The following is a 12,727-nucleotide window of genomic DNA, read 5'->3' on the forward strand; positions in this document are numbered from 1 at the left end:
AAAGCAACCGGATACCCTTCCCATCGAAGGGCTGGGTTTTGTGGCTCAGAGGTAGCGAACGCCGAGGATACTGTATTCGCGAATGCCGCCAGGGGCGTTTACCTCGACACTGTCCCCCTCGTGCTTGCCGATGAGCGCACGAGCCAGGGGAGAACTGATGGAGATCTTGTTCTCCTTGATATCCGCCTCGGCATCGCCCACGATCTGATAGGTAATGGCCTTGCCGTCGCTGTCCTCGAGTTCGACGGTAGCGCCAAAGACGATACGGCCGTCGGTATTGAGACTGCGCGGATCGATGATCTGAGCGCGAGCGAGGAAATCTTCGATCTCGCGGATACGCCCCTCGATGAAGGCCTGTTGCTCCTTGGCAGCGTCGTATTCGGCATTCTCCGAGAGGTCGCCTTTGGCGCGTGCCTCGGCGATGGCCTCGATGACCGCCGGGCGGTCCTGACTCTTGAGGCGCTGCAATTCTTCGCGCAGACGCTGGGCGCCGACCACAGTCATGGGAATTTTGTCGCTCATGGCAGTTACCTCATATGGGGTGTTGCGAAAGCCAGATCCTGAAGCTTCTCGACGGTCCAGTCGCCTTGGAGGAGCACCCGCAGGGCAGCCGTCCCGGCGCTGGCGCCCGCCAATGTGGTGTAGTAGGTCAAGCCCATCTGCAGGGCGGCGCGGCGGATACTGTAGGAGTCGCGCACCGACTGGCGCTCGTCCACGGTGTTGATGATGATCTGCACCTTGCCGTTCTTGATGGCGTCGACAATGTGCGGACGCCCTTCCGTGACCTTGTTTACCCGGGCGCAGTCGATGCCCTGCGCCTGCAAATGGCTAGCGGTGCCGTGGGTCGCCAACAGCGAGAAACCCAGTGCCCGCAAATCCCGGGCTATGCGCGCAGCAACGGGCTTGTCGGCGTCGCGCACGCTGAGGAACACGGTACCGGAGCGCGGAAAGTGCTCGCCGGCAGCGATCTGGGCCTTGAGGAAAGCCTCGCCGAAGCTCTTGCCGATGCCCATGACCTCGCCCGTGGATTTCATTTCCGGGCCAAGCAGCACATCCACGCCCGGGAACTTGATGAAGGGAAAGACTGCCTCTTTGACGCTGAAGTGGGGACCGGCGGCGATGGCGCTCACCCCTTGATCCGCCAGACTCTGACCACTCATGGCGCGGGCCGCGATCTTGGCCAGGGGCACGCCACAGGCCTTGGAGACGAAAGGTACCGTCCGCGAGGCGCGGGGGTTGACCTCCAGGACGTAGATGCGATCCTCCTGCACCGCGAACTGGCAATTCATCAGCCCGATCACACCGAGGGCCTGGCCCAGACACTCCGCCTGTCGTCGCAACTCGTCCTGAATCGGCTGAGCGAGGGAGTAGGGCGGCAGACAGCAGGCAGAGTCACCGCTGTGTACCCCGGCCTGTTCGATGTGTTCCATGATGCCGGCCACGACGACCTGCTTGCCGTCGGCGACGGCGTCCACATCCACTTCCAGGGCGTCGTTGAGAAAGCGATCGAGGAGAATGGGCTGATCTTCCGATACGCGGACGGCCTCGACCATGTAGCGCGCAAGATCTTCCTCGCTGTAGACGATGCGCATGGCACGCCCGCCCAGCACGTAGGAAGGCCGCACCACCAAGGGGTAGCCTAGCTGACGTGCCAGTTGCAGTGCCTCGTCGGCGCTGCGGGCGATGGCGTTTTCGGGCTGGCGCAGGCCCAAGCGGGTGATGAGTTGCTGAAAGCGCTCGCGATCTTCGGCGAGGTCGATGGAGTCGGGACTGGTACCGATGATGGGCACCCCGGCAGACTCGAGGTCGTTGGCGAGCTTCAGGGGCGTCTGTCCGCCAAACTGAACGATGACTCCCTCAGGTTTTTCCAGAGCCACGATTTCCAGGACGTCTTCCAGGGTCAATGGTTCAAAGTAGAGGCGATCCGAGGTGTCGTAGTCCGTCGAGACGGTTTCCGGGTTGCAGTTGACCATGATGGTTTCGAAACCATCGGTGCGCAGGGCCATGGCAGCATGCACACAGCAGTAGTCGAATTCGATGCCCTGACCGATACGATTGGGTCCACCACCGAGAATCACGATCTTGCGGCGATCGCTGGGAGCTGCCTCACATTCGGCTTCGTAGCTGGAATAGAGATAGGGAGTTGGCGAGGGAAACTCGGCGGCGCAGGTGTCCACGCGTTTGTAGACGGGCCGTAGACCCAGTTTGTGGCGGTGCTCGCGCAACAGGGACTCACGACAACCCAAAAGCCGGGCCAGACGACGGTCCGAGAAACCCATGCGCTTGAGACCGAGCAGACGCTCGCGATCGAGGCTCGCCAGGGGCAGGCCGCGCAACGACTCTTCCGTGACCACGATTTCGGCGATCTGTTCCAGGAACCAGGGGTCGATGTGGGTGAGGGCCTGCACCTGCTCCAGTGTCCAGCCCCGCCGAAAGGCATCGGCAATGTACCACAGGCGTTCGGGCCCGGCATTGCGCAGCTCCTGTTCGAGGCGGGGCAGGGCCTCGGGCTCGCGCAGGTCCAGTTTTTCGTCGAGCCCGTACACCCCCGTCTCCAGTCCGCGCAGGGCTTTTTGCAGGGATTCCTGAAAGCTGCGCCCCATGGCCATGACCTCACCCACGGATTTCATCTGGGTGGTGAGATGGCTGTCCGCCTCCGGGAACTTCTCGAAGGCGAAGCGCGGGATCTTGGTGACCACGTAGTCGATGGTGGGCTCAAAACTGGCGGGCGTCGCCCGCGTGATGTCGTTGCGCAATTCGTCCAGGGTGTAACCCAGAGCAAGCTTGGCCGCGATCTTGGCGATGGGGAAACCCGTCGCCTTGGAGGCCAGAGCCGAAGAACGGGATACTCGGGGATTCATTTCGATGACCAGCATCCGTCCATTGCGTGGATTCAGCGCAAACTGGACATTGGAGCCACCCGTGTCCACGCCAATCCGCCGCAGCACGGCAAGGGAGGCATCGCGCATGACCTGGTATTCCCGATCCGTGAGGGTCTGGGCCGGGGCAACGGTAATGGAATCGCCGGTGTGGATACCCATGGGATCCAGGTTTTCGATGGAGCAGACGATGATGCAGTTGTCGGCGCGGTCACGGACCACTTCCATCTCGAACTCTTTCCAGCCGATCACCGATTCCTCGATGAGGATCTCGTGGCTGGGGCTTGCTTCCAGTCCGCGGGCGGCGATGTCTTCAAACTCCTCGCGGTTGTAGGCGATACCGCCGCCGCTCCCGCCCAGGGTGTAGGAGGGACGGATGATGACCGGGAAGCCCACATCCTCGGCGATGGCCCGAGCCTCGTCGAGGGTGTGGGCGAAGGCGGAGCGGGCCACTTCGAGACCGATTTCCTCCATGGCGCGCTTGAAGCGGCCCCGGTCTTCGGCCTCTTGGATGGCCTCGATACTGGCGCCGATGAGTTCGACCCCGAAGCGTTCCAGTATGCCCTCGCGGTGGAGATCCAAGGCACAGTTGAGGGCCGTCTGGCCGCCCATGGTGGGGAGAAGGGCGTCGGGCCGCTCGCGCTCGATGATCTTGGCCACCGTCTGCCACTCCACCGGCTCGATGTAGACGGCATCTGCCGTGTCCGGATCGGTCATGATGGTGGCTGGGTTGGAGTTGACCAGAATGACGCGGCAACCCTCCTCGCGCAGGGCCTTGCAGGCCTGCACGCCGGAGTAGTCGAACTCACAGGCTTGACCGATGACGATGGGCCCAGCGCCGATCAGGAGGACGCTGTGGATATCCTTACGCTTAGCCATGGATGCGCTTCTCTTGGGATGAGCGGAAGCTGGCAACGAAGTCGTCGAAGATGCACGCCGCATCGTGGGGACCGGGACCAGCTTCCGGGTGACCCTGGAAGGAAAAGACGGGCCTGTCCCGCAGCCGCATCCCCTGCAGACTACCATCGAAGAGGGAGCGGTGGGTGACCTCCACGCGGGCGGGCAGCGTGTCGGCGTCAATGGCGAAGCCGTGGTTTTGGCTGGTGATGAGCACGCGGCCGGAGCGCAGATCCTGCACGGGGTGGTTGGCTCCGTGGTGGCCGAATTTCATTTTCAGGCTGCGGGCACCCAGAGTGAGTCCAAGGATCTGATGACCCAAGCACAGTCCGAACAATGGCAGATCGTGCTCGAGGAATGCCGCCATGCGGGCGCGGGCCTCATGCAACACCGCCGGATCACCAGGACCATTGGAAAACAGCACGCCATCGGGCCGCAGGGCAAGGACCTCGGCGACGGGTGTTTGCGGCGGGACCAGGGTGGCGCGACAGCCTCGGTCGGCCAGAAGGCGCAGGATATTGCGCTTGGCGCCGAAGTCGTAGACGACGACGTGGTGGGGGAGGTTCGTCCGCGGCTGCGCCCGATAGCCTTCTCGCGGTGCACCGCTGGCCTGGTCCCAGCTCTGGCTCTGGGCCGTGGCCACCTCGGCGATGAGGTCGGCGCCCTCGAGGCCGGGAAAGGCACGAGCCGCCGCCAGTGCTTTTTCTGGGTCCGCATCGGGTCCTACCATGAGGGCGGCGTTTTGCGCACCACCCTCACGCAGATGTCGAGTCAACGCACGCGTATCCAGCTCAGCGATGGCAGGGATGCCGTGTCGACGCAAGTAGTCCTCCAGACCCTCTTCGCTGCGCCAGCTGCTGGGTGCACGCGGACGATTGCGCACGACCAGGGCAGAGCAGAAGATGCCGCGTCCCTCCGCATCCTCACCATTGCATCCCGTATTACCGATGTGGGGATAGGTGAGGGTGACGATCTGGCCGCGGTAGGAGGGATCCGTGAGAATCTCCTGGTAGCCCGTCATGGCGGTATTGAAGCAGATTTCGCCCACAGCCAGGCCCGGCGCACCGAAGCCGTGTCCGTGAAAGACCTTTCCGTCTGCCAGCACCAGAACTCCCTGCACCTCGTCACCCTCTGCGCACAGGCTGCAAAAAAGGGAGGGCAGAGCCTCCCGTCGTTTCGTGCATTTTAGGTAGGGGACAGCGCGGGGTCAATTGGGGATGCACGCGTTGCCACACCGCGGTCGAGAGCATCGGGCGACGGCCCCCTCGTTGCTCGCGTGTGGCTGGTTGGTACCTGTCCTCGAGTCTTCACCCTGGTACGGCATCCGTGCCGGGCCCGTGGCTGATCCCCATTGGCTTGTCGGATATACTACACACTGTTCTCCAACCGTAGGAAGAGAAATGCGCATTGCACGTTCGCGTCTGGGGTGGCTCGCGTTGTTGGCGCTCTCGGGTTGCGCCACCAATAATGGGCTGCCGTCCGATACCCCGGCCTACCATTTTTATGCTCCGAATGCCGAGGCGTCTTTGTCTCCTCCCGCACCATCCGTGTATGCGCAGCCAAGGCCTCCTGTACCGCCGCGCAGTCTCTCGGCGGTTCCCCCGGTGGCGGTACCCGCGGCACCCACGTCCAGCGTACCGCCCAAGGTCGCCGGTGGTGTGGAAAATCCGCCCGTCGCCACGCAGGCGCCGGCGGCATCCGGGCCCCTAGCTGCTGCCGACTTTCCCAGCCAGTGGCAGGCGGATCTGCGCCAGGCGCGCACGGAAAGCGCCCATTGCGCAGAGCTCAGTGGTGAGGCCCAAAGTCGTTGCTGGCAGAGTGTCTCTTCCTGGGCACAGGGACGCGCCGCGCGCTACCATCGACTGAGCAGAGAGGAGGTTGGAGCCCGGGCCGAGCAGGTCAAGGCGGCGGCCCGATTTTTTGATGTGACGAGCCAGTGGGCGAGCGCGTGCAGCAGCCTCTCGGCCAGTGCTTGCGCGCAGTCACCCCTGATTGGACAGATGCAGCAGTGGAAGGAGTCTGTTGGCCTGAACTCCCGACCCTAGCCCGCCCCTAGCAATACATCGAGGGGCGTGTGAAAGCTCGGTTCAGGGCATCAGGCTTTGGGTCTGGACAGCTTGCATGTGCGTATGCCGAAGAGGGCATAAGCCGGACAAAAGCCGACCAGGCCAGTGACCAGCGGTAGGAGACCGATCCAGCCCCAGGGGGTCTTCGGCCCAACAAATACCAGGGCGATGAGCACTATTCCTATTACCACCCGCAGAAAACGATCGATGCTGCCTTCATTGACGCGCATTGGACATCCTCCCAAGGTTGGAAACGACCAACACGTAGCATCGTCGATCTCGGTGCCAAAGTCCACAATCGACCGAGGCAAGCTCGTCCAGGTGGAGAAATCCGCGGAGCGCATTCACTCCGCGATGCGTCCAGAACCCAAACCCACGGCATCAGTAATTCCATATATAATATGCGGTTGATGATAGATGGAATAAATGACGAGACTTGACCTGTGGCCACGATGGTGTAGTAATCTCCTTATGCTCCCTGCGCTTAAAGGGGGTACGGACCGCGATCCGGAGCCTGGAGCCCGGCACCGTCGGATTTCCTGGAGCTCAATAAAAAGCGAGAAACATCATGCCCAAAACCATACCGCTAATTGCGACATCCTTGTCCCTGCCTTTTCTGCTGTTCACTCCCCCGGCCCTCGCCGCGGTACTTCCGGCCATGCCCCCGAGTATCAATATCCACGCCGGACCACTGGGGCAGGTGCAGGTTGGTGGACTGTTCGCTTTCGCCGGGAGAGCGCAGAGCAATGTTTATCCGGGGGCTTCTGGACCGGCAGGTAAAACCTTCAGTGCGGCGGTGAGCGATGCCCTCATTTCCATTTCCAAGGACACGGGAACCTGGCAATTTTATCTGGAAGGTGGTGCCTATAACTTTTACGTGGTTGGCCAGCCGCCAAGTTCGACGGGTAACATCATCAACGCGACATTCGGTCCGTTGCCTTTGGCATACATTCAGTACACTCCCAGCAAGAACTTCAATATTCAGATCGGTAAATTGCCTGCCATCCCTGGGATCACGCCATTGACGGCACTGATTTCGGACTCCTATGGCATCGAGTTCGGGCTGACCGGCGCGCAACAACAAACCGTTACGCGGGGTATTCAAGCCAACTATACCCTGGGTCCGGTGGCGGCTTCCCTGGCCTGGACCGATGGTCCGTATTCCAACCGCTACAATTGGGCCGTCGGTCAGATTGCCTATAGCGTCAGCAAGGCCAGCACGGTCATCACCCAGGCGGGCGGAAATCTGGGACGCACCGGCTACTCTACGTCGGCAGCTTCAAGTTATCTCAACAACTCCGATTTCTACCTGCTCGGTTACAACTACAGCGGCAATCGCTGGAATGTCTTCGGCTACCTGCAATACCAGAAGCTTTTGGCAACCCGGCGCGGGGGACGTAGCCACGGCGATCAGTACGGTGCCAGTATCGATGCCAATTATGCCTTCACTCCGCATTACTCCTTGAGCACGCGGGTGGATTACATCGCCTACAGCGACCAGGCCGCCGTAGCCAACCCCAACAACGGTATGGGTTATGGTCCGGGCAGCCGCGCCGTATCCCTGACGCTGTCGCCCATCTATCAGTATAAGCACTGGTTTGCGGAAGGCGATCTGAGCTATGTCCACGTCTATCATTACCAGACGGGTGATGTTTTTGGACAGAACGGGACCGCACCAAATCAATTTGTGGCCATGGTCAACGTCGGCTTCTTGCTCTAAACACGATAAGGAATTTCTGCCATGTCGGGAAAACTGAAACGCGATGTCGGCTTTTCGGGGCTCATCTTCGCAAGCCTCGGTGGGATAATTGGCTCCGGATGGTTGTTTGGCCCCTTGGTCGCGGCGCAGACGGCCGGACCCCTGAGCATTTTTTCCTGGCTCATCGGGGCCTTGACCATCCTCTTGCTGGGCCTGACCTACGCGGAAGTGGGGCCGCTCTTCCCTCGCGCCGGAGCCGCGGCCCACATTGCCAATGTGGTACACGGCAATTTGCTGGGGAAGATCTGGGCGTGGTTGTTGTTCATGTTCTACATCGCCATTGCACCCGTGGAAGTGGTGGCGGTATTGACCTACGCCAACAATTATCTGCCGGGCTTGTTGCAGGGTAATACGGGCCTTTTGAGTGTCACCGGGGTCATCGCCGCCATTGTCCTGCTGGGGCTTATGTTTCTACTCAACTTTTTGGGTATCAAGCGCGTCGCCCAGCTCTTTACCGGGATCGGCTGGTGGAAACTCGGGGTACCCATCCTGACCATCATCGTGTTGGTTCTGACGAGTTATCATCCGGAAAATTTGCACGTCATGGACTGGCACAGTAGCGTGCACGGGATGTTCGTGGCCGTGGCGTCCTCAGGGATCGTCTTCAGCTACTTGGGGTTCCGCCAGGCCATCGAGTTGGGAGGAGAGAGTCGGGAGCCTGGCAAGCACATTCCCGGGGCGGTCATCGGTGCCATCGCCATCGGTGCTCTCGTATACGTCGGTCTGCAATGGGCCTTCATCGTCAGTATGCCGCCCAGTCAGATCGTCCACGGTTGGCAACATCTGGACTTCAAGGGTCTGTTTGGTCCTTTTGCAGCCATATCCACCATGCTGGGGATCGGTTGGTTGGCCATCCTGATCTATGCCGACGCGTTGATTTCCCCCGGTGGAACGGCCTTTGTCTATGCCACATCGGCGGCGCGGGCCGTGGTGGCGAACGGCGAAGTGAAAGCAGGTCCGCCCATTTTTACCCGCATCAGCGCCAACGGGGTACCCTGGGTTGGCGTCATTGTCGCCTATGTCATCGGTTGCCTCTATTTCCTGCCTTTCCCTTCGTGGCAGAAAATGGTGGGTTTCATTACCACCATCTCCGTCATCACCTACGGCATTGGGCCCATCGTGCTTCTGCAGTTGCGTCGTTCGGTGCCGGATCTGGAGCGGCCTTTCCGGCTTTGGGCTGCCAACGTCATCGCGCCAGTGGCCTTCATTCTCTCCTCGCTCGTTGCTTTTTGGGGCGGATTTCACGCTCTTACCTACATTTTTGCCGTCCTCTTCGGCATTCTCGCCATCTATGGGATTGTGCGTCTGGTGCGGGGTGGGCGTCCCGGAGAGGAGTCGGGATTTTTCAACATCACCTGGATTTTCCCGTACTTCATCGGTCTTTGGGTGCTCTCTTACCTTGGCCCCAAGGTACTGGGCGGCATTGGTGAGATCGGCTTTTACTGGTCGATGCTGGCCGTCGCCGTGCTCGCGCTGGTGAGCATGTTCTGGGCGCTCAAGGTGACGGTTCCCGACGGCCGCGTGGCGGATTACTTTGCGGCCATGGCCGAGGAGGGCATCTCGCTCTGACCGTTGCCAAGGGCTGCTCGACGGGCGCCAGGCGCTCGTTTTCTGGGGCGATCCAGTGGGATCGCCCCTTTTATCGTGGTGTTCACGTATTTTTCTTGACAAGCTTCTGGAGCGCTGAGGACAATCCCGATTCCTCGGGGCGCGAGCCGCGAACCGGTTTCATCTCTGGAGACGAGTACTCATGGATTTTGATACGGTCAAAGGCCTGGTCGAGGCAGACATGCAAGCGGTCAATCGGGTCATCCATGAGCAAATCCAGTCGGGTGTGCCCACTATTCCGGCCATGGGTGCCTATCTCATCAATGCCGGTGGCAAGCGTCTGCGGCCCATCATCCTGTTGCTGGCGGCGCGCATGGGCGGTGAGCGTGGACCGCGCCCCATACCGTTGGCGGCGGTGGTGGAATTCATCCACAGTGCGACCCTGCTCCACGACGACGTGGTGGATGGCTCGGAACTGCGGCGCAATCACGCCACGGCGAATCAACTGTGGGGAAATGCCGCGGCCGTTCTGGTCGGCGATTTCCTCTACGCCCGTTCCTTCGAGATGATGGTGGAAGATGGCGACATGCGCATCATGGCCACCATGGCCGAGGCCACCAGCGTCATCTCCCAGGGCGAAGTGGCACAACTGGAGAATGCCGACGATCCTGATCTGGACGCCGAGGCCTACTTTGCGGTGATTGCCGCCAAGACCGCCAAGCTTTTTGAGGCCGCTGCCCGTATTGGCGCCATCGTCAATGCCATGGAGCCGGAGCAGGAATTGGCTCTGGCGCGTTATGGCTCCCTCGTGGGCGTTGCGTTTCAGCTGATGGACGACGCCCTGGATTATCAGGCGGAAGCCGCCACCATGGGCAAAAACCCGGGGGATGACCTCGTGGATGGCAAGGCGACCTTACCGTATATCGTTGCCATGCAGCGCGCTCGCCCGCAGGATCGGGAAGTGCTGCGCGCGGCCCTGGGCGATGACCGTCGCGAGCACTTGCCCGCAGTCCTCGAGATCATTGCCAGAACCGGGGCGATTGACTACACTTTGCAATCTGCACGGGAGCGGGCGGAAGCGGCGGTGGATTGCCTCAGGCATTTCGGACCCGGTCCCGAACGCGATGCCTTGGAGTTTCTGGCGCGTTTTTCGGTGCAGAGAGAGTACTGATTTCGGGGCGTGGCTCAGCCTGGTAGAGCGCCGCCTTCGGGAGGCGGATGTCGGAGGTTCGAATCCTCTCGCCCCGACCATTGACAAAAGCACTGCCTACCCTCGGGCTACCCCGGGGCGATGGATAGGGCCGCGGAAGTGATCGTATGTGGAAAATCCTGATCTTGGCTGCTGCGGCCGTTTTCCTCTGGTGGCAATGGCGCCGTCGCCGCCCGACTCCCCACATCACCCGCCCACTAGAGTCCTTACGCGAGTGCCCCCGCTGCCAACGCTACACTGCAGCCCACGACTGTACGGAATCCGATTGTCCCTTGCATGCACCGCAGAGTCGCTGAGCCATGTCCAAGGATCCCCGCAACTTTCAAAGAAAGCTTCCTGGCTGGCGCGCCGCGGCGCTCTTCGCCGTGATCGCCCTGGCCTTTGCCGCGGTGCTTGCCCGCGATGCCGAGGTGCAGGGCTGGTTGTCGCAGCGCCTGCGCAGTCAGGGCGCCATCCGGATGATCCAGGAACGGCCCCTGCCCGCACAGCGCGGCAGCATCCTCGCCGACAACGGGCAGGCCTTGGCGGTCAACGTTCCGGCGGTAACGGTGTGGGCAGATCCGCGCATTTTCTCCCGCGAGAAGGCCGAGTGGCCAAGGGTTGCGCAGGTCTTGGGCTTGACGCCGGCAGAGCTCGCCGAGCGGGTCAAGGCGGGCGGCGCGGACTTTGCCTATCTGGAGCGCCAGGTTCTGCCGCAGCTGGGGCGGGAGATCTCGGCTCTGCACGTGCCCGGATTGTATGTGCAAAAAACCAGTCGCAGCTATTATCCCCTGGGACCGGTGACCACCGCCCTGATCGGTTTGGTCCACCTGGACCATCACGGGGCCGCAGGTCTCGAACGTGGCTACGACAGCTGGTTGAGCGGACAGCCGGGTCGGGAAAAGGTACTCGTCGACGGCAAGGGCGAGGTGCTGCGCGTGCTGGGCAGGCCGCGGCCGCCGGTGAACGGCCATGACCTGCATCTGACCATCGACCCGCAGATCCAGTACTGGGCGTACATGACCCTGCGGGCGGCACAAAAACATTTTGGTGCCGAGAACGGTTCAGCCGTGGTCATGAACGTGCATTCCGGACAGATCCTTGCCATGGTCAGTGTGCCCTCCTGCAATCCCAACACCCGCGATGGCTGTACGAATCCGTCGGACTACGTCAACAATGCCGTGCATCAGGCCTTTGAGCCCGGTTCGGTGATGAAACCCTTCATGGTGGCGGCGGCCTTGGCCACGGGCAGCATTCGCCCGGATCAGCGCTTCGACGTTGCCCATTGCCTACCCGTGGGCGGCTTCTGCATCCGCGACGACGTGGTGCATCGGGAGCTGGATGTAGCGCATATCCTCAAGTATTCCAGCGACGTGGGGGCCGCTAAGATCGCCCTGCGTACACCCGCAGAGGCTATCGCCCAGATGTACCGGGCCGCGGGTTTCGGCGAGCCGGCGCCGCTGGGCTTTGATGAGGCAACGGCTGGGGTATTGCCGCCAGCGCAGAGCTGGGATCGCGCGCGGCACGCTACCATCGCCCTGGGGTATGGAGTGTCGGTGACGACCCTGCAGTTGGCGGAGGGCTATGCCGCCATTGCCAACGGCGGCTACCACGTGCAACCGGTGCTGGTGGCGGGACAGACGGGTCAATCCCGGCGTATCATGCCGGCCGCCATTGCCGATCGGTTGCGGCACTGGCTCGAAGGGGTGTGTGCGGCCAACGGCACGGGTATATTGGCAGCCATTCCGGGCTACTCGGTCGCCGGCAAGACGGGTACGGCCAATCTTGCCAACGGCAAAGGCGGCTTCAACAAAAAGAAGACCAATGCCACCTTTGTCGGTTTTGCTCCGGGTTTTGCACCAGACCTCGTCATGGCGGTATCGTTGCGGGGAAGCACCCGCTACTGGAATTTCGGCGGGGTAGAATCGGCACCCGTTTTTCGGGTGACCATGCGCCACGCGCTGCAGCGGCTCGATATCGCACCGCGCTGGTGCGGTTCGCGCGCCTGTGTGAGCAAGGACGCCAATGTCACCACCACGCAGGCGGAGATCTGGGCGGAAGGAGGCGGCAAGTGATGAGTAGACTGGATCGATGGGTTGCGGCGACGCTCGTGTCCGGCGTTGCCCTGATACTGGTGGGAATCCTCGTCGTCGCGCTGAATACGCGTATTCCCATCGCGCACATCTACGTCGATGCGGCGGGCGCGCATGTGCTGCAAGCCGCAGGCCTGGAGGTACACGCCGCGCCGGACTGGCCCGGAGCATTCCGTGCCAACCCGGTCAGTAGCGCAGCGGCCTTTCTCCCCAGCGCCGAGCTGTATTTTTCCAAAGGCCGTCGCGTGCAGCTTCCGCGGCGGGATGTGCTCCTTTGGGTCTACCGCGGTTGAGTC

The 12,727-nt window shown here is 61.8% G+C and carries 10 protein-coding genes and 1 tRNA gene; 7 read left to right on the plus strand and 4 right to left on the minus strand.

Annotation, left to right across the window (positions count from 1 at the left end; all coding sequences use genetic code 11):
- Positions 1 to 45: 45 nt before the first annotated feature.
- The 3 genes from greA to carA are packed head-to-tail and all read right to left on the minus strand — an operon-like array spanning position 46 to position 4,881.
- Entirely contained in the window at positions 46 to 522 is a 477-nt protein-coding gene (greA, locus tag ACAty_RS03410) for a transcription elongation factor GreA (protein ID WP_004870842.1), read from the minus strand.
- Positions 523 to 527: 5 nt separating this feature from the next.
- Positions 528 to 3,758, minus strand: coding sequence for a carbamoyl-phosphate synthase large subunit (gene carB / locus ACAty_RS03415; protein ID WP_004870844.1), 3,231 nt, complete (start codon positions 3,756 to 3,758; stop codon positions 528 to 530).
- A complete protein-coding gene (gene carA / locus ACAty_RS03420; protein WP_004870846.1) occupies positions 3,751 to 4,881 on the minus strand; it encodes a glutamine-hydrolyzing carbamoyl-phosphate synthase small subunit in 1,131 nt (376 codons plus the stop codon). Before carA ends, carB begins: the two co-directional genes overlap by 8 nt.
- Positions 4,882 to 5,176: 295 nt before the next feature.
- On the opposite strand from carA, the gene ACAty_RS03425 reads away from it, so the two are divergent.
- Positions 5,177 to 5,821: a hypothetical protein gene (locus ACAty_RS03425; RefSeq protein WP_014002405.1), complete on the plus strand. Its 645-nt coding sequence runs from the start codon at positions 5,177 to 5,179 to the stop codon at positions 5,819 to 5,821.
- A gap of 50 nt (positions 5,822 to 5,871) precedes the next feature.
- Here the strand turns inward: ACAty_RS03425 and ACAty_RS03430 are convergent, their stop codons facing one another.
- A complete protein-coding gene (locus tag ACAty_RS03430) occupies positions 5,872 to 6,072 on the minus strand; it encodes a YgaP family membrane protein (protein WP_004870852.1) in 201 nt (66 codons plus the stop codon).
- Positions 6,073 to 6,410: 338 nt separating this feature from the next.
- Between ACAty_RS03430 and ACAty_RS03435 the strand changes: the two genes are divergently transcribed.
- The 6 genes from ACAty_RS03435 (at position 6,411) to ACAty_RS03460 (ending at position 12,724) form a co-directional block, all read left to right on the plus strand.
- Positions 6,411 to 7,562, plus strand: a complete 1,152-nt coding sequence (locus ACAty_RS03435; protein ID WP_038471617.1) for an outer membrane beta-barrel protein — start codon at positions 6,411 to 6,413, stop codon at positions 7,560 to 7,562.
- Between the two features lie 21 nt (positions 7,563 to 7,583).
- Positions 7,584 to 9,170 carry an APC family permease gene (locus ACAty_RS03440; RefSeq protein WP_004870855.1) on the plus strand — a complete coding sequence of 529 codons (1,587 nt, stop codon included), beginning with the start codon at positions 7,584 to 7,586 and terminating at the stop codon, positions 9,168 to 9,170.
- A gap of 181 nt (positions 9,171 to 9,351) precedes the next feature.
- On the plus strand, positions 9,352 to 10,320 hold the full coding sequence (locus ACAty_RS03445; protein ID WP_004870857.1) for a polyprenyl synthetase family protein: 969 nt from the start codon (positions 9,352 to 9,354) through the stop codon (positions 10,318 to 10,320).
- A 3-nt stretch (positions 10,321 to 10,323) separates the two neighbouring features.
- Positions 10,324 to 10,400 (plus strand) — tRNA-Pro (locus ACAty_RS03450).
- A 258-nt stretch (positions 10,401 to 10,658) separates the two neighbouring features.
- Positions 10,659 to 12,413, plus strand: a complete 1,755-nt coding sequence (locus tag ACAty_RS03455) for a peptidoglycan D,D-transpeptidase FtsI family protein (protein WP_004870858.1) — start codon at positions 10,659 to 10,661, stop codon at positions 12,411 to 12,413.
- The gene (locus tag ACAty_RS03460) at positions 12,413 to 12,724 is read left to right on the plus strand and encodes a hypothetical protein (RefSeq protein WP_014002407.1); all 312 of its coding nucleotides are present in this window, start codon (positions 12,413 to 12,415) and stop codon (positions 12,722 to 12,724) included. The genes ACAty_RS03455 and ACAty_RS03460 overlap by 1 nt, the downstream gene beginning before the upstream one ends.
- Positions 12,725 to 12,727 lie beyond the last annotated feature (3 nt).

It is taken from the genome of Acidithiobacillus caldus ATCC 51756 (assembly GCF_000175575.2).
GTDB classification, from domain to species: domain Bacteria; phylum Pseudomonadota; class Gammaproteobacteria; order Acidithiobacillales; family Acidithiobacillaceae; genus Acidithiobacillus_A; species Acidithiobacillus_A caldus.

Coding starts and splice junctions, on each gene's coding strand:
- greA (WP_004870842.1), bottom strand. CDS start 522: ATGAGCGACAAAATTCCCATGACTGTGGTCGGCGCCCAGCGTCTGCGC.
- carB (WP_004870844.1), bottom strand. CDS start 3,758: ATGGCTAAGCGTAAGGATATCCACAGCGTCCTCCTGATCGGCGCTGGG.
- ACAty_RS03425 (WP_014002405.1), top strand. CDS start 5,177: ATGCGCATTGCACGTTCGCGTCTGGGGTGGCTCGCGTTGTTGGCGCTC.
- ACAty_RS03430 (WP_004870852.1), bottom strand. CDS start 6,072: ATGCGCGTCAATGAAGGCAGCATCGATCGTTTTCTGCGGGTGGTAATA.
- ACAty_RS03435 (WP_038471617.1), top strand. CDS start 6,411: ATGCCCAAAACCATACCGCTAATTGCGACATCCTTGTCCCTGCCTTTT.
- ACAty_RS03440 (WP_004870855.1), top strand. CDS start 7,584: ATGTCGGGAAAACTGAAACGCGATGTCGGCTTTTCGGGGCTCATCTTC.
- ACAty_RS03445 (WP_004870857.1), top strand. CDS start 9,352: ATGGATTTTGATACGGTCAAAGGCCTGGTCGAGGCAGACATGCAAGCG.
- ACAty_RS03455 (WP_004870858.1), top strand. CDS start 10,659: ATGTCCAAGGATCCCCGCAACTTTCAAAGAAAGCTTCCTGGCTGGCGC.
- ACAty_RS03460 (WP_014002407.1), top strand. CDS start 12,413: ATGAGTAGACTGGATCGATGGGTTGCGGCGACGCTCGTGTCCGGCGTT.